General features: G+C 26.6%; 20 protein-coding genes. 9 read left to right on the top strand and 11 right to left on the bottom strand.

Translation table 11 applies throughout. The features are described from left to right. Positions 1 to 70: 70 nt before the first annotated feature. A complete protein-coding gene (locus MSCUN_RS01970) occupies positions 71 to 694 on the bottom strand; it encodes an energy-coupling factor ABC transporter permease (protein WP_095609090.1) in 624 nt (207 codons plus the stop codon). Positions 695 to 1,130: 436 nt separating this feature from the next. Between MSCUN_RS01970 and MSCUN_RS01965 the strand changes: the two genes are divergently transcribed. Then, positions 1,131 to 2,048 carry an aldo/keto reductase gene (locus tag MSCUN_RS01965; RefSeq protein ID WP_095609089.1) on the top strand — a complete coding sequence of 306 codons (918 nt, stop codon included), beginning with the start codon at positions 1,131 to 1,133 and terminating at the stop codon, positions 2,046 to 2,048. A gap of 36 nt (positions 2,049 to 2,084) precedes the next feature. Beyond that, positions 2,085 to 3,188: an aldo/keto reductase gene (locus tag MSCUN_RS01960; RefSeq protein ID WP_095609088.1), complete on the top strand. Its 1,104-nt coding sequence runs from the start codon at positions 2,085 to 2,087 to the stop codon at positions 3,186 to 3,188. Between the two features lie 109 nt (positions 3,189 to 3,297). Here MSCUN_RS01960 and MSCUN_RS01955 read toward each other — a convergent pair whose 3' ends face one another. The 6 genes from MSCUN_RS01955 to MSCUN_RS01930 all read right to left on the bottom strand — a co-directional run bounded on the left by MSCUN_RS01955 (position 3,298) and on the right by MSCUN_RS01930 (position 9,684). Continuing rightward, positions 3,298 to 4,437 (bottom strand): aldo/keto reductase, encoded by a 1,140-nt coding sequence (locus MSCUN_RS01955; protein ID WP_095609087.1) that lies wholly within the window; start codon positions 4,435 to 4,437, stop codon positions 3,298 to 3,300. Positions 4,438 to 4,538: 101 nt separating this feature from the next. After that, the gene (locus MSCUN_RS01950; protein ID WP_095609086.1) at positions 4,539 to 5,687 is read right to left on the bottom strand and encodes an aldo/keto reductase; all 1,149 of its coding nucleotides are present in this window, start codon (positions 5,685 to 5,687) and stop codon (positions 4,539 to 4,541) included. Between the two features lie 101 nt (positions 5,688 to 5,788). Beyond that, positions 5,789 to 6,943 (bottom strand): aldo/keto reductase, encoded by a 1,155-nt coding sequence (locus tag MSCUN_RS01945; RefSeq protein ID WP_095609085.1) that lies wholly within the window; start codon positions 6,941 to 6,943, stop codon positions 5,789 to 5,791. A 56-nt stretch (positions 6,944 to 6,999) separates the two neighbouring features. Next, positions 7,000 to 7,638 (bottom strand): sugar O-acetyltransferase, encoded by a 639-nt coding sequence (locus MSCUN_RS01940; RefSeq protein WP_095609084.1) that lies wholly within the window; start codon positions 7,636 to 7,638, stop codon positions 7,000 to 7,002. Between the two features lie 272 nt (positions 7,639 to 7,910). Then, the gene (locus tag MSCUN_RS01935) at positions 7,911 to 8,267 is read right to left on the bottom strand and encodes a hypothetical protein (RefSeq protein WP_245837665.1); all 357 of its coding nucleotides are present in this window, start codon (positions 8,265 to 8,267) and stop codon (positions 7,911 to 7,913) included. A gap of 277 nt (positions 8,268 to 8,544) precedes the next feature. Further along, the gene (locus tag MSCUN_RS01930; protein ID WP_095609083.1) at positions 8,545 to 9,684 is read right to left on the bottom strand and encodes an aldo/keto reductase; all 1,140 of its coding nucleotides are present in this window, start codon (positions 9,682 to 9,684) and stop codon (positions 8,545 to 8,547) included. Positions 9,685 to 10,019: 335 nt separating this feature from the next. Between MSCUN_RS01930 and MSCUN_RS01925 the strand changes: the two genes are divergently transcribed. From MSCUN_RS01925 to MSCUN_RS01915, 3 genes are all read left to right on the top strand, one after another. After that, entirely contained in the window at positions 10,020 to 12,620 is a 2,601-nt protein-coding gene (locus MSCUN_RS01925) for a DUF11 domain-containing protein (RefSeq protein ID WP_095609082.1), read from the top strand. Between the two features lie 77 nt (positions 12,621 to 12,697). Beyond that, a complete protein-coding gene (locus MSCUN_RS01920; protein WP_095609081.1) occupies positions 12,698 to 13,147 on the top strand; it encodes a hypothetical protein in 450 nt (149 codons plus the stop codon). A 192-nt stretch (positions 13,148 to 13,339) separates the two neighbouring features. Next, complete coding sequence (locus MSCUN_RS01915) at positions 13,340 to 13,675, top strand: putative quinol monooxygenase (RefSeq protein WP_095609080.1); 336 nt, start codon at positions 13,340 to 13,342, stop codon at positions 13,673 to 13,675. 244 nt (positions 13,676 to 13,919) lie between these two features. Here the strand turns inward: MSCUN_RS01915 and MSCUN_RS01910 are convergent, their stop codons facing one another. The 3 genes from MSCUN_RS01910 to MSCUN_RS01900 form a co-directional block, all read right to left on the bottom strand. Further along, positions 13,920 to 14,672, bottom strand: a complete 753-nt coding sequence (locus MSCUN_RS01910; protein ID WP_095609079.1) for a mechanosensitive ion channel family protein — start codon at positions 14,670 to 14,672, stop codon at positions 13,920 to 13,922. 137 nt (positions 14,673 to 14,809) lie between these two features. Beyond that, on the bottom strand, positions 14,810 to 15,142 hold the full coding sequence (locus MSCUN_RS01905; protein WP_146192104.1) for a hypothetical protein: 333 nt from the start codon (positions 15,140 to 15,142) through the stop codon (positions 14,810 to 14,812). A gap of 213 nt (positions 15,143 to 15,355) precedes the next feature. Next, positions 15,356 to 16,741, bottom strand: coding sequence for an MFS transporter (locus tag MSCUN_RS01900; RefSeq protein WP_245837664.1), 1,386 nt, complete (start codon positions 16,739 to 16,741; stop codon positions 15,356 to 15,358). A 106-nt stretch (positions 16,742 to 16,847) separates the two neighbouring features. On the opposite strand from MSCUN_RS01900, the gene MSCUN_RS01895 reads away from it, so the two are divergent. Then, positions 16,848 to 17,348 (top strand): hypothetical protein, encoded by a 501-nt coding sequence (locus tag MSCUN_RS01895; protein ID WP_095609077.1) that lies wholly within the window; start codon positions 16,848 to 16,850, stop codon positions 17,346 to 17,348. A gap of 448 nt (positions 17,349 to 17,796) precedes the next feature. On the opposite strand, the gene MSCUN_RS01890 is transcribed toward MSCUN_RS01895, so the two are convergent. Next, positions 17,797 to 18,537: an MIP/aquaporin family protein gene (locus tag MSCUN_RS01890; RefSeq protein ID WP_095609076.1), complete on the bottom strand. Its 741-nt coding sequence runs from the start codon at positions 18,535 to 18,537 to the stop codon at positions 17,797 to 17,799. A 615-nt stretch (positions 18,538 to 19,152) separates the two neighbouring features. On the opposite strand from MSCUN_RS01890, the gene MSCUN_RS01885 reads away from it, so the two are divergent. From MSCUN_RS01885 to rpiA, 3 genes are all read left to right on the top strand, one after another. Beyond that, a complete protein-coding gene (locus tag MSCUN_RS01885) occupies positions 19,153 to 20,196 on the top strand; it encodes an NAD(P)-dependent glycerol-1-phosphate dehydrogenase (RefSeq protein WP_095609075.1) in 1,044 nt (347 codons plus the stop codon). 55 nt (positions 20,197 to 20,251) lie between these two features. Next, positions 20,252 to 20,674, top strand: a complete 423-nt coding sequence (locus tag MSCUN_RS01880; protein WP_095609074.1) for a UPF0179 family protein — start codon at positions 20,252 to 20,254, stop codon at positions 20,672 to 20,674. Between the two features lie 131 nt (positions 20,675 to 20,805). Beyond that, on the top strand, positions 20,806 to 21,501 hold the full coding sequence (gene rpiA, locus MSCUN_RS01875) for a ribose-5-phosphate isomerase RpiA (protein ID WP_095609073.1): 696 nt from the start codon (positions 20,806 to 20,808) through the stop codon (positions 21,499 to 21,501). The last annotated feature ends 99 nt before the right edge of the window (positions 21,502 to 21,600 follow it).

Below are 21,600 nucleotides of genomic sequence, written 5' to 3'. Positions count from 1 at the left end.
TTATTTATGAAAAAATAAGAAAAAAATGAAATGGAGGTTAGATGAAATAAAATATTATAAATTTTATTTTTTAATTATCAGCTAATACTGGTACAAGTTCTGGTTTTATATCTTTTAGTGCTTTCATTAATACTAATGTTACAACAGCTTCAAGTACTCCTACAAGTGCTTCAATTGGTACTATTGTTATAAGTCCAAAGCCGATTGGATATACGCCTGCTATTGCATATTCTATTGATACTACAACTCCAAGTAGAACTATTGTTCCAAATGCTGATATTCCTATTGCTAGGTATTTGTTGATTTTTGCAAATGCTTTGTATAATGCTAATGAAAATACAGGTCCTAGTATTGCAAGGTTAAGTAAGTTTAATCCTATTGTTGAAACTCCACCTTCATGTATAAATAGAGCTTGTATGATTGTTACAAGTGTATATACAATAATTGATGTTCTAAAGTTATATAGTGTAATGAATGTAATTAATGATATATGTACACATGCTGCAACAGGTAATGGTAGTTCAACAAGTTGTACTAGTACTGCTACTACTGTTAGTAATGCTATCATTGGTATGTTTTTTTCACTAAGAGTATCTTTTGATTTATAGATTATTATTGCTAGTATTAATATAACTAGAAGTAATGATACTAGTAGTGGATATCCCATTCCTATTAATCCATCTGGTATATGCATAGAAGTTTTCCCTCCTTTATATTTGGTTTATTAGAAGATTTTTTTTGGACTATATTTTGAATTAAAAAAATTGTCGTATTCAATTGCATTAACTTTCATGTTTCAATTTTTAATAATTTATTTTGTTTTTAAAATTGTTCTTTCTTTTTTTCTAATGCAAATTATAATTAATTCTTCTTATTTTTTAACTTTGTTTAAATTAGTATTTAAATTTATTATAGCCCTTAAGGGGTATGGGCATAACTTTAAATCATTTTAGAATAAAAATAAATTTGTTTTAAATGAAAAACTACTCATATGTTTTAGTTTACATGAAAACATGTTCATATGTTTAATTAATAAATATTAATAAAATAATATTAATACAATAAATAAATAATAAAAAAAAGTATGAAAAAACAAATCAAATAAACAAAGTAGGGGGAAAAATAACAAAATGGAAAAATTAGTCTTTGGAATGAGAAATCTTCCAATAATCAAAAACAACCTAAAAAATATAGATGAAGACAAAACAAAACAGATGATAAAAGATTTTATGGAAAATAACTTTAACATCTTTGATACATCATACACATACCACAGACAAAAAGCAGAAAATATAATAGCAGATATACTAGTTAAAAATTATGATCATAAAAACTTTGAAGTAATTGATAAACTACCAATAATGAGCTTTAAAAATAATGAAGATATTGACCAATTTTTCAAAAGACAACTTACAACTACAAATTTAGACTATTTTGACTACTATCAGATACCAGATCTATATACTGTAAAAACAGATATTGACAACTATAACTTAGTAGAATTTCTAAATGATAAAAAAACTGAAGGACTAATTAAAAAAGTAGGACTTTCAAGCGTTGCGGGATATCAACAACTAGATACTACTTTATCTGAAAATGATGTATTTGATTATGTACAACTTGACTTAAACTACCTAGATATGAATAATCCTAATTTACAAATGCAAAAGTGTTTTAATGTAGCATGTAAACATAAAATACCAATATTTGCATCAGAACCACTAAAAGGAGGACTACTTCTTAATCTACCTAAAAAAGCAGTAGAATTAATCAAGGACACAACAGGTGATACTCCTCTTACATGGGCATTTAGATATCTAATTTCAATACCTGATATAGATTATATCATATCAAATATGTCAACTTTACAACAACTACAACAAAACATGCAAATCTTTAAAAATATACAACCACTAACTTCTAGAGAACTAATAATAATTGATGATATAATTAAAATAATACAAACAAGTAGCATGAACAATATACCAGGATGCACACTTTCATGCAGCACATGTACACAAAACTGTCCAGGTGCACAAAGAAGATAAAACACTACACTCTTAATTTAATATAGGTGATTAAATATGAAAAGACTAGGATTTGGATTTATGAGATTGCCACTAATAGATCCTGATGATCCAACAAGCATAAACAAAGAAGAACTCAAAGAATTAATAGACATCTACATGAAAAACGGATTTAACTACTTTGATACAGCACATGTATATCATAAAGGAGTATCTGAAAAAATAATAAAAGAACTAATAGTAGATAAATACCCACGAGATGAATACATAATAGCAGATAAACTACCAATATTTAACATAAACAGCAAAGATCAAATGGAAACAATCTTTCAAGAACAACTTGATCGTTTAGGAGTTAATTATATAGACTACTACATGATACATAATGCATCAACAAGACACCAAGAAAAAATAGATAAATTTCAAGCATACGAATTTATAAAACACTTGAAAGATAAAGGATATGTAAAACACATTGGTATATCATGTCATGATGGACCTGAATTTATCGAAGAGACACTTAAAAAACATCCAGAAATAGAATTCATACAACTACAAATAAACTACCTAGACTGGAATAATAAAACTATAGATGCAAAAGGATGTTATGATGTTGCATGTAAATATGAAAAACCAGTAATAGTCATGGAACCAATTAAAGGAGGAACACTCATAAATGTTCCAGATGATGTAAAAAAACTATTTAAAAGCACAAATCCTGATAAATCCCTTGCATCATGGGCACTTGATTTTGACTTAAACTTAGATAATGTCTTTATGATTCTAAGTGGAATGAACACAAAAAAGCAACTAGAAGATAACATCCATACAACCGAGACATTTAAAAAACTAACACAAAAACAACTTGATATAATAAAAAAAGCAGCCAAACTAATAGGACGTAGCCATGAAATACCATGTACTTTTTGTGGATACTGTCTTGATGGATGCCCTGAGCATATAAACATACCAAAATACTTTGATCTTTATAACACAAATAAAATACTTGAAAATAATCATGCAATAATGTATTATGAAAACTACACATCAGATCATCCAAAACCAAGTGCATGTATAGAGTGTGGAAACTGTATGGAAATATGTCCACAAAGAATCAATATAATAGAACAACTAAAAAATGTAACAAAAACATTCAATTAAAAAAAAGAAGGATGTTAAAATATAATTCTAAAAAAAAATAAAAAATATGAGAAATGTAGATTGAAAAAAAAGGAGTATATTCTTCTTTTAACTACATACTACCTTTTTTTTATTTATAAAATGATTCAAATGGAGTTTCAAATGTATCTTTTACTTTTTCTAATTCCTCTGGTATGTTTATATGTTGTGGACATTGACTTATGCATGCTCCACATTTAATACAATCTGATGCAAGACCATGTTTTGCTTCTTTTGCATAGTTTACATATGCATTTACAACTGCTGTAAATCGCTTTTTATTATCAATCATTTCAAGATTATACATATCAAATACTTTAGGAATAGCTATATTTTCAGGACAGGAATTTATACAATAATTACATCCTGTACATTCAACAGCAATGTTTTCATTAATAATTTTAACAACTTCTTTTAGAATTTCATGTTCTTCATCATTTAATGGTTTAATATTATCAAAGATTTTAACATTTTCAGCTACCTGTTTTTGTGAACTCATACCAGATAATACCATAAATACACCAGGGAGTCCTGCAACAAAACGTAAAGCCCACTCTAGAGGACTTTGTCCATTATAATCACGCATTAATTTTTCTGCCTTTTTAGGTACATTTGCAAGAAATCCTCCTTTTAGTGGTTCCATTACAACTATCTCAAGATCATGTTTTCGTGCTACTTCATAGCATTTACGTGCTTCTACAACATCGTTTTCCCAGTCAAGATAGTTTATTTGTAGTTGTATGAAGTCCATATCAGGGTGTTGATTTAGTATATTATCTAAGTATTCTGCATTTGCATGTGATGAGATTCCTAATTTTTTAATATATCCTTCTTCTTTTTTCTTTTTTGCAAATTCAAAGGAGTTAACATCAATAAATCCTGCTTCTGATAATCCACTTACATTATGCATCAGGTAGTAGTCAATGTAATCTACACCAAGACGTTTGAATTGTTCTTCAAATATTGGTTCTAATTCTTCTTGTTTTGTTATCATAAATATTGGAAGTTTATCTGCAATAATATATGATTCTCGTGGATATCTTTCAATTAATGCTTTATTTAATGCTACTTCACTTGTTCCATTATGATATGAATATGCAGTGTCAAAGTATGTAAATCCATTTTCCATGAAGGTATCTACCATCATATCTACTTCATCTTGAATAACACTTGTGGGATCATCATTATCTGCTATTGGAAGTCGCATTGTTCCAAAGCCTAGTTTTTTCATTTTTTTCACCTATTATATATTTATTAAAAAAAAGTTTGAAAAATAATAATAAAAATTATTATTAAGGAGGAGGAGAGGGAGAATAAAAATTTATTCTTTTTTTATTCTTCTTGTTGGTTGAATCCATATAATGGAATTTCAAATGTATCTCGTACTTTAACAAGTTCTTCTGGGATATTAATGTGTTGTGGACATTTTGGTATACATGCTTGGCATTTTATACAATCTCCTGCAAGACCATGTTCTCCACTTTTAGCATAGTTAATATATGCATTCCCATAAGCTGTGAAATTATCTGTATTTTGAATCATTTGATGATTATATATCTGGAAAAGTTCTGGAATCACAATGTTTTCAGGACATGAACTTAGACAGTAATTACATCCTGTACATTCAACTGCTATGTTATTATTAATTATTTCTACAACTTTTTTTATTATTTCATGTTCTTCATCATTTAATGGTTTAATATCATCAAAGATTTCTATATTTTCTTTAAGTTGATCATATGAACTCATACCTGATAATACCATAAATACACCAGGAAGTCCTGCAACATATCTAAGTGCCCATTGTATTGGTGGTTGTCCATTATACTCACACATTAGTTTTTCAGCTTCTTTAGGTACATTTACAAGGAATCCTCCTTTTAGTGGTTCCATTACAACTATTGGAAGATTATATTTTTGTGCTACTTCATAACATTTACGTGCTTGAAGTACATTATTTTCCCAGTCTAGGTAATTTATTTGTAGTTGTATAAATTCCATTCCAGGGTTTTGTTTTATGAATTCTTCTACATATTCTGCACTATCATGTGCTGAAAATCCTAGGTGTTTAATGTATCCTTCTTCTTTTTTCTGTTTTAGAAATTCATATGTCTTACCATTAAGGTATCCATCTTCTGATGATTCACATACATTATGCATCAGGTAGTAGTCAATATAATCTACACCAAGTCTTTCTAGTTGATCTTGGAAGATGTTTTCTAGTTGTTCATCTTTATTTATAAATGGTAGTGGCATTTTATCTGCTATTATGAATGATTCACGTGGATAATGGTCAGTTACAGCATGTTTAAATGCTACTTCACTTCTTCCTTGATGGTAGATGTATGCTGTGTCAAAGTAGTTAAATCCATTTTTCATAAAAGTTTCTGCCATTTTATCTACTTGTTCATACTCAACGCTTGATTCGTCATCTTTATCTAATTTTGGTAGTCTCATTAATCCAAAGCCAAGTTTTTTCATTTTTTTTCTCCTTTAATTATTTGGTCTAAATTTAAAAAAATAATACTTATAAGTATAATATGAAGAGGAGAAGAAGATGAGGTGATTATTTTATTCTTTTTTTATTCTTCTTGTTGGTTGAATCCATATAATGGAGTTTCAAAGTGATCTTTTACTTTAACAAGTTCTTCTGGTATGTTAATGTGTTGTGGACATTTTGGTATACATGCTTGGCAATCTATACAATCTGATGCAAGACCATGTTTTGCTTCTTTTGCATAGTTTACATAAGCATTTCCTACTGCTGTAAATTCTGTTGGTCCTGGATTTTGTATCATATCTTCATTATACATATTAAAAAGTTTTGGTATGAGTATATTTTGTGGACATGAACTTAGACAGTAGTTACATCCAGTACAGTCTATTGCAATGTTTGCATTTATTATTTCACGTACTTTTCTTAGTATTTCAAGTTCTTCATCATTTAATGGTTTAATATCTTCAAATATTTCTATATTTTCTTTAAGTTGTTCATATGAACTTGCACCTGATAATACCATCATTACATTATCTAAACTTATAAGGAATCTGAATGCCCATTCTACAGGACTTTGACCATTATAGTCACGCATTAGTTTTTCAGCTTCTTTAGGTACATTTGCAAGGAATCCTCCTTTTAGTGGTTCCATTACAATTACAGGTAGGTTATATTTACATGCTACTTCATAGCATTCTTTAGATTGTATTGCATCATTTTCCCAGTCAAGATAGTTTATCTGTAGTTGGATAAAATCCATATCAGGGTGTTGTTTTATTACATCTTCAATGTATTTTGCATCTGCATGTGATGAGAATCCTACATGTTTTACTTTTCCTTCAGCTTTTTTTTCTACTCCAAATTTGAATGGGTCTGTATTTTTTAGTGCATGATCTGAAAATCCACTTACATTATGTATTAGGAAGTAGTCAATGTAGTCAACTCCAAGACGTTCAAGTTCTTCTTGGAATATTGGTTCCATTTCTTCTGCTTTTTTTATTGCAAATATTGGTAGTTTGTCTGCTATTTGGTAGTCTTCATGTGGATGTTTATCTGCTACTGCTTTTTTAAATGCTCCTTCTGATTTTCCATCATGATATACATATGCTGTATCAAAGTATGTGAATCCTTTTTCTAAGAATAGATCAGCCATTTTATCTACTTCTTCTTGGATTATACTTGTTTCATCGTCTTTATCTGATTTTGGAAGTCTCATCATTCCAAATCCTAGTTTTTTCATTGTTACTCTACACTCCTATTTGATAAAAATTTAATTTTATATTATATACTTTTTTTTTATTTATTTTCCCTGATTATATGTGCAGGCACCCCACCTACTATCATATTATCTGGTATGTCTTTTGTTACTACACTGCCTGCTGCTACTATGACATTATCACCTATTGTTACACCTGGAAGTATAATTGCATTTGTTCCTATCCAGCATCTTTTTCCTATTTTTACTTCTTGTTTTGTATTTGTAAAGGTGTAATTTATTGTTTCATCATATGAGCCGTCAGCTTTTATGTAGTTATTATTGTAATTATCATTTTTTGGTACTATACGTTGTGTTGTTTTTGTTGGATGATCTGCACATATTACATTTACGCCTGGTGCTAGTAGTGTGTAGTCTCCAATTTCAACAGTATCTGTATCTAGAAAGTTACAGTTTACGTTTATGAAACATCCACGACCTAGGTGGATGTTTGATCCTATGTTACAGTAAAATGGTGTTAAAATTTCTGTATCTTCACCTATTGATCCTAGTAGTTGTTTAAATAATTCTTTTTTTTCATTAGTTTCATCAGGTGATAGGTTATTTAATTTGTATGTTATTTGTGCTGCTTTATGAAATAATTCTTTATATTGACCATATTGTGTTAGTGGTCCTTTTAGTTTATTATGTTTGGAATTCTTAATTTTAACAACCCCCATTTTTTTGCTATACTTTTATTTATTGTCTTTTTTTTGGGAGATAATCATGTAATTGTTAGATTAATATTTTTTTTAAGATTAAGTTGCTAATTTTTATTTTAAATATAATAAAAGAATTTAATGTTTAATACTTCTTAAAATAAAAAGATTTTTTCATTTTTTTTTAATAAAATAATTTATTTTAGTGAAAAAGTAAAGTTTAAAAAAGATTATAAGATTCGTGTTTTTTCATATTATATTGGGGGGATTATGTTGGATCTTTACTTTTTTTTCTATTTTTTAAGACAATGTTTTTCTATGTAGTCTCTTTCTAGTGTTAGTTGTTGGATTTGTATGTCGTATTGTTTTTCTTCGTATTGTTGTATAAATTCCAGATTTTTTATTATTGCATTGATGTGTTTTTTTGTGTTTTTTGTTGCTTCTTGTTTTTGTTGTTCTAGTTTTTCAATTTCAGCGTTTAGTAAGTTGATTTTTTCTTCTTTGTTTGTTAGACATTCAAGTTCTAGTTCTTTATCCATTGCTTTATCTAATATACATTGAAGTTTTAATCCTTTAGATTTTATTAGATCCATCTTTTCTTTGTTTACTTTTACACATGTACATTTGTTAAATTCTGTTATTTTTAGCACCTTTTTTTATAGTTTTTTTCATATAATATTTCTTTTATAACTATGTTATTAAAATATTATATAGAAATCATTCTTTTTTTTATACTATATATATTTTATTTAAAACTAGAATCTATATATATGTTAAATTGTTTATTTTAATATTGACATCATCATAAAAATAGTGTGAAAAATATTTAAAAAAAAATACATTAAAAACTAGAAAATTGTTTAAAATAAATATGATGATAATCAAAAAAAAGAGAATAAAAAAAAAGGTTAATGTAAATGATAAGTATTATTTTTTAAATCCATATACTTCTGTTTCAAAACGATTTTTGACATCATCCATAAGTTTTGGAATATTTAAATGTTGTGGACAACGATCAGTACATCTATTACATTTAATACAATCTGAGGCAATATGGTTTTTTTCATCTTTTGAATAATTAACATAAATATTACCACAAACAGTATAACCAGGAGCATCTTCAATCATATCATGATTATACATATCAAAAAGCTTTGCAATATCAATACCAATAGGACATACACTAATACAATAACGACAAGATGTACAATTAATAGCAATATTTTCATTAATAATATCAACCACCTCATCTAAAATATTAAGTTCCTCATCATTAAGTGGTTGTAAATCATTAAATATCTGTATATTATCAATAACTTGTTTGTTATTATTCATACCTGAGAGTATCATTATAATATTATCAAGACCACTTAAAAACCTAAATGCCCACATTATAGGTGTTTGTCCATTATAATCATGCATTAGTTTTTCAGCTTTTTTAGGTACATTTACAAGGAATCCTCCCTTAAGTGGTTCCATGACAATTATGGGTTTGTTATATTTGCATGCTACATCATAACATTTATGTGATTGTATTGTGTCATTTTCCCAGTCAAGATAATTTATTTGTAATTGTATAAAATCAACTTCAGGATGTTTTTTAAGTATATTTTCTATATATTCTGCATCTGCATGTGATGAAAATCCTAGTTTTCTAATTAGTCCACGCTTTTTTAGATCTTTTGTAAAACTAAATATATCTATATCTTTGTTTTCTTTATCTGATAGTATTCCCATATCATGAAGCAGGTAGTAGTCAAAATATCCAGCATTTGTTCGTTTAAGTTGTGTGTTAAATATTTCATTTAGTTGTGATTGTTTGTTAATCATATATACAGGAAGTTTATCAGCTACTATGATATCTGATCGATTATATCTATCTATCACACTTTTTTTTAATGCTACTTCAGATTCTCCTTTATGATATCCATATGCTGTATCAAAGTAGTTGAAACCTGATTTAATATAGGTATCTACCATTGTGTTTAGTTGATTGTAGTTTATGCTTTTTTCATCATCTTTATTTTTTTGTGGAAGTCTCATCATTCCAAAGCCCAAATTTACCATAATATATCCTCATTTTTTTTTGATAATAATAATTTATTCTTTTTATAGGTTTGATTTGTTATTATATTATGGGTTTATTTTAAATTAGATTTTATATTTAATGTAATTAAGTGTAAAATAGTAATTATATTAATTTATATTTTTTCATATATTTTTTAGAAAATATTTTAGTTTTAATTTAATTTTTACTTATTTTTTTAAAATTTTTTTATTATTTTATTTATTTTTTTTGAAATTGTTTAATTTTATACCATAACATTTATATAGTTTAAAAATAAAATTAAAAGTATTCAATGTTTAAAATAAATATTGATTTATTGTAAAATATATAGGATATGAACCTAAAAAATAACAATAAAAAATTAATACTGATATTACTATTTACAATAATAACAATAAATACAATCACAGCAACAGATAACACCACAACAACCACAACAACGACAATAACAAAACAAGTAACAAACTACACACAACTTGAAACACAAATCGAAGATGCAAAAACTAAAGGTGAATGTAACTATCATATTAATCTAAAAAAAGACAACTACATCATAACAAATCCCATCACATGGGATAGTAAAAGTGAGAAAACCAACCTAACAATAAATGGTCAAGGAAGCATTATAGATGGAAAAAACACAAAAACATTTCTAAAAATAGCAGAAAACACAACTATAACACTAGCTAACATGACAATAACAAACACATGCGATCAAATATATGCAGCAGTACAAAACCAGGGAAATCTAACAATCAATAATATAACATTCAAAAACAACCAAATTAGCGGAAAAAACCTAGGTGGAGCAGCAATACACAACAAAGCAAACCTAACAATAAACAACACAAACTTCACACAAAATAGTGCAATAAATGGTGGAGCAATATACTTAATTGAAACACCAACTACAACCACAACACTAACACTAAACAATACAAACTTCTACAATAACACAGCCTTAAATGGAGCATGCATCTACAACTATGATGCAACACATATAATAATCAACAATACAAACATAACACAAAATACTGCTAATAATTCAATAATTTACAATCGTATAAACTCAAAACAAATAATACTCGAAAATACAATTATCACACAAAATACAGCAAACACAACACTAATAAAAAACCAGGCAAAACTACAACTAAACAACGTAACACTAAAAGAAAATCAACATAAAACACTAATCATCAATGATGAAACACTAGAAATAATAAATTCCATAATAGAAGAAAATAATGCAACATGTTTAATTAACAATACAAAATCAAAATTAAACATACAAAAATCATTAATACAAAAAAACAACCTAAATATTGGAATTGAAAATAACAATGCAACAATATATGTATCAGAAAATAATTTTAACCAAAATTATCTAAAAGATACACTAATAAACCAAAAAGATGGACAAACACACATAACACAAAATAACTTCACAAACAACAAATCTCCAAATCTCTTTAAATCAAACAACAACACATACAAACAAACCCAAAACAACACATACACAAAAAACAATCTAACACAAAACACAATCACACTTAACATGAATAAAAAATCATTTAATTATGATGAAAATATACCAATTAACATAACAATAAAACCAAACACCATCTACAATACAACAATAAACTCAGGAGTAATACAACTTAAAATCAATGAAACAATCATAAATTCACAAAAAGTAACAAATAGTACATATTACTATGAACTCGTCAATCAAAATGATAACCTAAATCAGTTAAAAATAGAATACATTGATAATGTTAATTTCACATCTACTATAATATATGAAAATATAACCATTAAATCCCCATTATACAATCTTAAATTGATGGCACCAAATTCATATAATCTGGATGATGAAATAAACTATAATATTACCATAACAAATAATGGAAAAGGTATAGGACGTAATATTAGTGTTAAAAATATAATTCCTAATACACTAACTTTAAAAAATAGCAGTAGCAATTTAGAAAATAACACATGGATTATATCACAACTTAATCCTGGTGAAACTAAAATACTACAAATCTATGCTACTTCAAATAAAGCATGTGATATTAAAATTCAACTTAACACAACAAAAGAAAATTATTTTCAAAATAACTCAAAAATTATTCATTATGTTTCATTAAATATTTCCACATACAACGTTACAATCCTACCTGAAACCTACTATTATGGTGATAATATTGGCCAAATGGTTCTTATTAAAAATACTGGTAATGGTTCTGGATATAACATATCTGTAAATTTAAAACTTTTCTGTGATGATGAATTATTTTATAATAAAACCTACCTTATTCATCAAATACGACAAAATAATTCCATGATTGTCTCTGATAATAATATGAAGATAACAAGATATGGTATGATTAAATCTATTATAAATATAAAAGATTCTTTCAATAATCAAAATTTCATAACTAAAAATTACTCTATAGCAAAACCATATCTTAAGTTTAATGATATTACAACAGAAGCTGGTGGAATTATAAACATTACAGCTACACTTGAGAATATAAAAACAAACTTAACTGGAAAATATGCATTTAAACTAAATCAAAAAACAATAAATGGAACTGTATTAATAAAACAAAACAAGATAACATTCCTAAACTATCATGTTAGTGAAGGTATTCAAGCAACAGAAAATAGACTTGATATTATATATCATCAGGGAAATTTAAAACAAATCTTTACTAACACATCCACACTTCATATAACTAAAAAAAGTGTGAAAATATACATGGATGATTTTAAAATAACACCTGGAATAAAAACAAATCTATCTGTAAAAATACTAGATTATGAAAATAATCCAGTTAAAAAAGGTGTAGTGGTCTTTAAAATTAATTATAAATCCCTGAAAGATACAAATGGTAAAACAATTTATGTAAAGTTAATAATTCAATAGCAACTTTAAACTATCTTATACCTCAAAGTTTTACAAATAAAGTATATACACTTAGTGTGGTATATGGTGGAAATAATATGTATATCAAAAATACAACAAGCTCTAAATTATACATAGAATCACAAGATGTTATTGCAACATTATCAAATAATACATATAAAAGGTTTGATGATTATAAAATCCAAATTAGTCTTATGACAAATACCACCAACATGCCCATTTATGGTGGAAATTTTGTTATAAAAATAAATGGAAAAACAATAACCAATAAAACCCAAATAAAACATGGCAGTGATAAGTTATATGTAACAATAAGCTCATCTGCACGTTTTGTATATAATATTACCATTTGTTATTCAGGAAATCAAATATATAAACCATTAAAATACACACTAAATTTTAATGAAAGTAAGTCGAATAACACAAATAATACAAAGAAAACAGAAAATATAAAAAAATCTAAGGAGGACAGACAATCGTTCAATACTACATATAACGATCTTCATATAATTGGAGAAAAACTGTAGTATTAGAAGTTTATATTACAATGAATTATTTATTTTTTTTTAAGAGGATTTGTAAAAAAAATTTATGAGTTAAGATTTTTTTCATCTTTTCTCTTTTTTACACCTTTTTCAAATAATGAATTCAAGTTAACTATAAATAAAATCAAGTATATATTAGTATTTACCTTATTAAAAATATAGGAGAAATCAACAATGATAATAGTAAACGCAACTTTAAAGCCAAAAAACGATGAAAAAGACGAAATCATTAAAAAAGCAAATGACTTAATAGCAGAAAGCAGAACACATTATGGAAACATAGCATATAACCTATATGAAAATGTGGAAGATAAAACTCTAACTTTCATTGAAAAATGGGAATCTAAAGAAGCATTAGAATCTCACATGCAAACAGATGCATTTATAGACTTTGGAAAATCAACAAAAGACATGCTAGAAGAAAATCTAAAAGTAGAGATTTACTTTGCAGAATTATTATCAGATAAACCTGATACAGATGTAAAAGAAATAAGAATCTTATACAAATAAGACTTTTAAGACATCTGTAAAATAATTAAAAAATAAAAAAAATAAGAAAATTTAAAAGACTAATATATATTAAAGTAATATAAAAAAAAGTAAAATTACTTTAATATCATATTTTTTCAACTAAAAAAAGTGATAAAGAGCATAAACTCCCCTAAAAAAAGAAATTAATATTCCTAATTTTTGATGAAAATCTATTTTTTTCTAATTTAATGATAACTATATATAGTGTAAATTTGTATTTTAGTTAATCTTTTGTTGGATCTATTTTTATTTTATCATAAATTTCAACAAGTATTTTTGATACAATAACTTTTCTATTATCAATATCTTTTATTGGAACTTTAACTGTAATATTAACTCCATTATCATCAAAACTACGTACATTTATGGAATATTTATATTTTTTATCTAAATCATCACAATTTTTTATGATATCATCAATTATCTTAAGATTTTCATCCAAGTATTGATTATTTTGAAGTGAAAATTTTATTTTCTGCATAAATTTACCATTTTTTGTATAGTTGATATATGAATTTTGTGAAAATATAATATTTGGAACAATTATTGTCTCATCTTTTGCAAGAAGTTCAACATTTTTAAATCCAATCTTTTGAACTATTCCTTTATAGTTATTTACTCCTATCATATCACCTGTTGTAAATGGTTTTTCTATGACAATATTAAGTCCTGCAATAAGATTTGAAAGTAACTCTTTAGCAGCTAGTGTTAATGCTAATGTTACAAGACCTAAACTTACAAATAGAGATTCAATATTAACACCAAGTACATCAAGACATCCAATTATTATTACAATTACTGCAATAATTCGTATTATTTTCATTATTGTTGAAATGTTATCTTTTGTAATTGATCCTGTTTTTTTCTGAAATTTGATAAGAAGATGTTTTATAATCATAGTTAAAATTATTGGAATAACAATTGAACAAATAAGTCTAAGTATAACTTCAATATCATTAAAATCAATAGCAGCCATAAACTAAAACTTCACCTCCAAAACCAGTAGTTATTATATTAAATAGTTATGTTATGTTAAAAATAAAATAATTATCTACAAAAAAAAATTTAATTTATCAAAAAAAAACTTTATCTTCTATTTTTTTCACTTTTTTTTTATTCATAATACCACTCATCAAGTACATCTTCGCCGTATTCATTAAGATAATCAATGTAATCATAGTATAAATCATTGTATTTATAATCTGATGTATGTGGTTGACAATTAAAGAAAAGACAATAATACCATGGATCACATTCATCACGATATCCACATATTATACAATGTGAGAATGGAAAATTCATATTATCACGATAAAATAATCTTATATCTGGTAAGTTAGGATTATTCATGTTGTATTCATCTTCATAGTATTTATCATCATATTCTACTTCAGGTTTCATTATAAATTCATATATGAATAGTAGTATTATAATTAAAGTTGTCATTAAAAATAGGTAAAAGTTGAATATTATTAGAAATATTATATCAAAAAATATTAAAATAACTAGTATATTTTTAGTAGTGTTCATTTATTACATCCTCTCTTTTCATTTTTTGATATTAATATTACTTCTATTTTCTTTATATTTATAAATAAAAGTTTTTAATTTAGTTTTTTTTAAAAAAAGATAAAAAGAAGAGAAATTTGTTAGGTATTTTTATTCTATATTTTTCTTTTCTTTATGATAATTTAGTCCTTTAAGAGATAGGAATACTACAATTAGACATAGGAATGTTGCTATTGCCATTGTCATTTGACTACTTTGAATCAATAGATAGTAGTTTGATGGTATAATTGGTACATTTCCCATGATAAATGCAAATACTACTGTAAGAAGTCCTAGACTAAATGATTGTCCTATGGTTCTTACGGTTGATAGTGATGCTGATGCTGTTCCTACATCATCTTTATCTACAGAACTCATTATTATGTTACTGTTTGGTGATGAGAAGAAACCGAATCCTACTCCTTGAAGTATCATTGCAAGTAGTACTAGTGCAAATGGTGTTGTTTTATCTAAGAATGTTAATATGAATAATGCTATTGTAACAAGTCCCATTCCTATTGCTGTAATTATTTGAGGTGGATATTTATCTGATAAACGTCCAGATATTGGAGCTATTATTGCCATTATGACAGGTGTTACAACAAGTACTATTCCACTTGTCTGAGGATCTAGTCCATGTATGTATTGGAAGTGGTAATTTAAGATATATGTTACTACAAATGTTGCAAAATAGCTTATTAATGATGCAATGTTTGATGCTGTATATATCTTATTTTTAAATAGTCTTATTTCATAGATTGGATTTTTAATTTTAAGTTCATATTTTATAAATTCTGCAAGAACTAGTATTCCAAGTATGAATAAAATAATTCCAACTGATTCATTTATTCTTGTAAATCCATACATTAATAATATTATTCCTACTACATATAGAAGAGATCCACGAATATCAATTGGTTTTTCTTCTTCCATTTTCCACTCTTTTTTAATTCGCATAAGTAAAAATAATGATATTAATGTTAGTGGTATTGTAACATAGAAAACACTTCTCCATGATACATTTTGTGATAAAATTCCACTTATTGTTGGAGCTAAGGCAAGACCAATATAAACACCTGTTACTGTAAATCCAATTGATTGACCTCTTTTGTTTTCTGGAAGTTGTGCTGTAATAAGAGCCATTCCATTAACAAATAATATGGCAGATCCAAGTGCTTGTATTATTCTTGAAATTATAAGAACTGATATGTCTGGAGCCATTCCTGATAGAATTGCACCTATCATATATACAATTAGTCCAATTTCATATGTGAGTTTAAGTCCATACTTTACACATATTTTTCCGAAAGGTACACTTGCTGCTGCTATGATAAGCAGGTATATGCTCACAATCCAGTTTTGCATTATGTTACTAATGTTTAGATCATGTGCAATTACAGGAAGTGCAACTGAAACGGCATTTGATGTAAATGCTACAGCAAAAGAAGATATTATTGATACAATAATAATGTACTTATTTATTGTTTCTTCTTGCATATTATATAATATATGAAAAATAAGTATTTATATTAATAATAAATAAAGTAATATAAAATTAATTTTAACGTTAAATATAAACTGATAATAAGGATAATGATATGAAATGATAGATGTAGAAACAATTAAAACATATGCAAGCAGTGTGCTTATTTCAACAATTGAAGATTTATTTGACAATAAAAAAGAGTTAATAGATACCTTTTTTGATGAATTTGTTGATGAATATAAAGATGATAAAAAACTAAATAAGGATTATAAGGATAATGAAGTTGTAGATGAATATATTATTGATGAACTTGAGAAAAGATTTACACAAAATGATATTGGACAAACTCTTCAAAAACAGATGGTTAAAGCAAATGATGAGGCTATTGCTGATCTTGCATATGTACTTGATGAAAAACTTCAACCAGTACAACGTGAACTTCGTCGTGCATTAAAAACAGAGTCAAGTTATGATGCATTTAGAAAGTATGTTACAGAAAATCTTGTTGTAACAAACTTAAATTTAACACAAGCTACAATTAAAGCTGTTAAAACAATGAAACTTGACCAAATGCAAGCTGCTGAAATTATGCAGTTAATATCTCAAATTGATAACTAAAAAAGGTTTTTTTTATTAAAATTCTCCACCCTAACTATTTATCTTCTTTTTTTTAGAGTAGTTAAAAATTTTATTCCATGTTTTTTTTTTAGAATAAGAAGTTTAAAAGGAAAAATAATTAAAGTTTTATTTTTTTTTACAATTTTTTTTTGTCATGTTTTTATTAGAATATAGTAAGTTTTGTAAAAAAAGTTAGTTTTTTTTTAGAAAAAAATCAATTAAAAAAAAAGAGTATAATAGTGTAAAGTTTTTAGAAAAACATTATAATATAATTGTTTTTCTTTTTTTTAATAGAATCATTTTTTTTTTAGAATACTGGAGGTTATATTTTTTTTTATTTATGATAAAGAAGAAAAAAGAGGGGTTTAATTAAAACAATTTCATCTGTTTTATTTTTTATATTGAGAATCCTTCTTTATTTTTTTTTATAAGTTTACGTTTCATTTATCTAGTTTTTATCTTCATGGAAGTAGTCATACATGTATACTGCTACTATTGCTCCTATAATTGGTGCAATGAAGTATATTGGGTAGTAGATAAATGCGTTTGCTCCACTTACAAAGAAATTGAGTAACATTGGTGAGAATGCACGTGCTGGGTTAACTCCACAACCTGAGAAGTTACCAAGTGCGATTACTATACCTGCAAGTACGAAACCAATGGATAGTGCAGCATCTGCTGCTGTTGATCTTTCATTTACAGCTGTTACCATAATTACATACATAAGTAAGAATGTACCTAGGAACTCTGCAATGAATAATCCGACCATACTGATGTCTCCAAATGGTCCTACTCCTCCAAGTGCACCTATTGTTGATGCTGCAGGTCCTGATATTGCAAGAAGTGCTGCGGATGCAATTAATGCTCCTATGAATTGAGCAATTACATAAGGTATTACGTCACGGCCAGGGAATTTTTTTCCTGCCCAAAGTGCTATTGTTACTGCTGGGTTGAAGTGTGCTCCTGATATAGAACCAAAAGCATAAATTACTACTGCTAAAGCTAGACCAAATGCTAGACCGATTCCGATCCAATCTGGCATAGTTATACCTATATTATATATACTTGCGTATGTTTGACCAGCTGGTCCATTATTGATGAATAATGTTAGTACTACAGATGCTGTACCAAAAAATACAAGAACAAATGTACCAATGATTTCTGCAAGTATCTTTTTCATTTCAGTCATTTTTAAAATCTCCATAATTAATTAAAGAAAAATAAGCAAAACTTAAGATTTATATTTTCTTTTTTTTGTGTTAAAAATATATTTGCTTTAGCTTTACTTCTCTACTTCAAAGTATTATAGGTTTAAGTATTTAAATGTAGTTTATAATTAATAAGAACTTTTGAATTTTTTTTTATTAAAAATATTGCAATTACTTTTTTTTCTAGGTTGCTTTAATTTTTCATCGCTTTTTCTTATTTTTTTGAGTATAAAATTCAAATTTTTAGTATAACCTAATTTTATAGTTAAATAACTATATATTTAAAAACTAATAAAAGATTAAATAGTATTATAACTTTTTTTTTTAAACAATTTAAATGTATTTTTATAATAACTTAATCTAAAAAAATCCAATTAATCATACTAATTTTAAAAAAATAATAAACAATTCTGAAAGTTAAGTTTAAAAATACAAAAAAAAGAGATATTTTTTCAATAATAAAACTAAATAATTATAAAAATTTTTAATTAAAAATAATAAACATATATTAATACAATGAATTATTAAAAAAAAAGAAATTCTTGAATAATATAATAATAATATAAAATTTTTTTAATGGAGGATTTGTTTATAAAATGGATTTTAGAAATGTTCAGCTTCCTCGTGAAATACACACAGGAAAAGGTGTTCTTAATGAAATACCAAACTTATGTGAAAAACTACTTATTCCTGATAATATTACAATAGTAACAGGACCTACAACAAAAAAGATTGCAGCAGACTATGTATTAGACTTACTTGTTGATAAAGGATATAATGTCAATGAAATCATAATTAAAGAAGGTACACAAGATACAGTAGATAAAGTAATAGAGGAATCTAAAGATAGTAATGCTATATTTGGTATTGGTGGAGGACGTGTTATTGATGTATCAAAGATGGCTGCAACAAATAATAAAATTCCACTTATAAGTGTTCCAACAACAGCAGCTCATGATGGTATAGTATCACCACGTGCATCTATTAAAAATAAGGATGGCTCTGTATCATTAGAAGTTGATGCACCATTTGCATTAATTGCAGATAGTGAGATTATATCACAAGCACCATACAGATTTTTAGCTTCAGGATATGCTGATATTATATCAAATCTTACAGCAGTAGAAGATTGGAAGCTTGCAAATAAACTTATAAATGATCCTTTCAGTGACTCAGCAGCAGCACTAGCCACACTAACAGCACATACTTTGATGGATCAAGCTGATGTTATAAGACTTGGTAATTGTGTAAGTGCTGAGGTTGTTGTTAAAGCATTAATTAGTAGTGGTATTGCTATTAGTATTGCAGGTAATAGTCGTCCTGCAAGTGGATCTGAGCATAAATTTAGTCATGCTCTTGATATTATAGCACCACATCCTGCACTTCATGGAGAACAATGTGGTGTAGGTACAATTATGATGATGTATCTTCAAGGTGGAGACTGGAGATGTGTTCGTGATGCACTAATTAAGGTTAATGCACCAGTAAATGCAAAAGAACTTGGTATTGATGATGAATATATTATTCAAGCACTACTTAAAGCACATACAATAAGACATGAACGTTACACAATACTAGGTGATCGTGGCTTAACATATGAAGCTGCTCAAAATATTGCAACAAAAACAAAAGTAATATAATATATAAAATAAAATTTATTTTTTAGATTATTTTTTAAAGGAGTAATAAGAGAATATGATAACTTTAATAGGTACAAATTTAGCAAAAAAAGGTCTTGTTTTCACATTTAATGGAGGAGCAAAAAAATGTGAATCCTGTAGATTTAGCAATACTTGTTTAAACCTTGAAAAGGGTCGTAAATATGAAATTACTGAAGTTAAGAAAGTAACTCATAAATGTCCTGTACATAAAGATGGACGTGTTCAAACAATAGAAGTTAAACCTGCAACAATACGTGCTGCTATTGAAACAAGAAAAGCATATCATGGATCAACAATTATCTTCAGAACTGAAGAATGTGAAGAAGAATGTGAAAATTATGATATATGTCATCCTGAAGGACTTTATGATGATGACACATGTAAAATTGAGGAAATTGGTCCTAAACTTTCATGTAAAAATAATTATGATTTAACTGAAGTAATTTTAAATCATTAAAAAAATTATAAAAAGGGGAAAAATTATTTTTTTTCTCTAAATTGTAAATAATAAAAAGGATTTATTATATAAATAATATCTATAAATTAAAAAGTAAAAAAAAATAAAATTAAAAAGAGGATTATGATTTTATGTCAAATAAAAATATATTAAAAGATAATGTAGGTAAAAAAGCTGCAGATTTAATTAAAGATGGACAAATTGTTGGTCTTGGAACAGGTTCAACAACACACTACTTTATAAGACATTTAGGTGAACGTATTAAAAATGAAGATTTAAATATTCTTGGTATTCCAACATCATATCAATCATTAATCATAGCACGTGAAGCTGGTATTAATACAACTACTCTTGATGAGTATGATATTGATATTGCTGTTGATGGAGCTGATGAAGTTAACCAGAATCTTGACTTAATTAAAGGTGGAGGAGCAGCTCATACTCTTGAAAAATTAGTTGATAGTTCTGCTAAGGAATTTGTTGTTATTGTAGATGATAGTAAGATGGTACGTGATCTTGGTGAATTCCCAGTTCCGGTTGAAATAATTCCTGAAGCTTTACGTGTTGTTAAAAAAAGTTTAATTGATATGGGAGGTAAACCTGAACTTAGAATGGGTGTTCAAAAAGATGGTCCTGTAATAACTGATAATGGTAATTTTATTCTTGATACTAAGTTTGAGAAAATTAGAAATCCTCAAAAGCTTGAAAAAGAATTAAATATTCTGCCTGGTGTTCTTGAAAATGGTATTTTCACAGATCTTGTTGATAAAGTTATTGTTGGAAGCCCGTCAGGTATTAAAGAGATTGATCGTGAAGATCTTATATAGATTCTATTTTTTTTCCTCTTTTTTTTATTTTTAAATAATAAAAAAAATATGGTTTTTAAGAATTTTTATCATATATTTTTTCAAAATTATGGAGGTTTG

This window comes from Methanosphaera cuniculi (assembly GCF_003149675.1).
Taxonomy (GTDB): domain Archaea; phylum Methanobacteriota; class Methanobacteria; order Methanobacteriales; family Methanobacteriaceae; genus Methanosphaera; species Methanosphaera cuniculi.
This window is presented reverse-complemented; position numbering and strand designations above follow the sequence as displayed.

Bases quoted from the DNA above. Each gene is read 5' to 3' on its own strand.
- MSCUN_RS01970 (WP_095609090.1), bottom strand. From the start codon at position 694: ATGCATATACCAGATGGATTAATAGGAATGGGATATCCACTACTAGTA.
- MSCUN_RS01965 (WP_095609089.1), top strand. From the start codon at position 1,131: ATGGAAAAATTAGTCTTTGGAATGAGAAATCTTCCAATAATCAAAAAC.
- MSCUN_RS01960 (WP_095609088.1), top strand. From the start codon at position 2,085: ATGAAAAGACTAGGATTTGGATTTATGAGATTGCCACTAATAGATCCT.
- MSCUN_RS01955 (WP_095609087.1), bottom strand. From the start codon at position 4,437: ATGAAAAAACTAGGCTTTGGAACAATGCGACTTCCAATAGCAGATAAT.
- MSCUN_RS01950 (WP_095609086.1), bottom strand. From the start codon at position 5,687: ATGAAAAAACTTGGCTTTGGATTAATGAGACTACCAAAATTAGATAAA.
- MSCUN_RS01945 (WP_095609085.1), bottom strand. From the start codon at position 6,943: ATGAAAAAACTAGGATTTGGAATGATGAGACTTCCAAAATCAGATAAA.
- MSCUN_RS01940 (WP_095609084.1), bottom strand. From the start codon at position 7,638: ATGGGGGTTGTTAAAATTAAGAATTCCAAACATAATAAACTAAAAGGA.
- MSCUN_RS01930 (WP_095609083.1), bottom strand. From the start codon at position 9,684: ATGGTAAATTTGGGCTTTGGAATGATGAGACTTCCACAAAAAAATAAA.
- MSCUN_RS01925 (WP_095609082.1), top strand. From the start codon at position 10,020: ATGAACCTAAAAAATAACAATAAAAAATTAATACTGATATTACTATTT.
- MSCUN_RS01920 (WP_095609081.1), top strand. From the start codon at position 12,698: ATGTATATCAAAAATACAACAAGCTCTAAATTATACATAGAATCACAA.
- MSCUN_RS01915 (WP_095609080.1), top strand. From the start codon at position 13,340: ATGATAATAGTAAACGCAACTTTAAAGCCAAAAAACGATGAAAAAGAC.
- MSCUN_RS01910 (WP_095609079.1), bottom strand. From the start codon at position 14,672: ATGGCTGCTATTGATTTTAATGATATTGAAGTTATACTTAGACTTATT.
- MSCUN_RS01905 (WP_146192104.1), bottom strand. From the start codon at position 15,142: ATGACAACTTTAATTATAATACTACTATTCATATATGAATTTATAATG.
- MSCUN_RS01900 (WP_245837664.1), bottom strand. From the start codon at position 16,741: ATGCAAGAAGAAACAATAAATAAGTACATTATTATTGTATCAATAATA.
- MSCUN_RS01895 (WP_095609077.1), top strand. From the start codon at position 16,848: ATGATAGATGTAGAAACAATTAAAACATATGCAAGCAGTGTGCTTATT.
- MSCUN_RS01890 (WP_095609076.1), bottom strand. From the start codon at position 18,537: ATGACTGAAATGAAAAAGATACTTGCAGAAATCATTGGTACATTTGTT.
- MSCUN_RS01885 (WP_095609075.1), top strand. From the start codon at position 19,153: ATGGATTTTAGAAATGTTCAGCTTCCTCGTGAAATACACACAGGAAAA.
- MSCUN_RS01880 (WP_095609074.1), top strand. From the start codon at position 20,252: ATGATAACTTTAATAGGTACAAATTTAGCAAAAAAAGGTCTTGTTTTC.
- rpiA (WP_095609073.1), top strand. From the start codon at position 20,806: ATGTCAAATAAAAATATATTAAAAGATAATGTAGGTAAAAAAGCTGCA.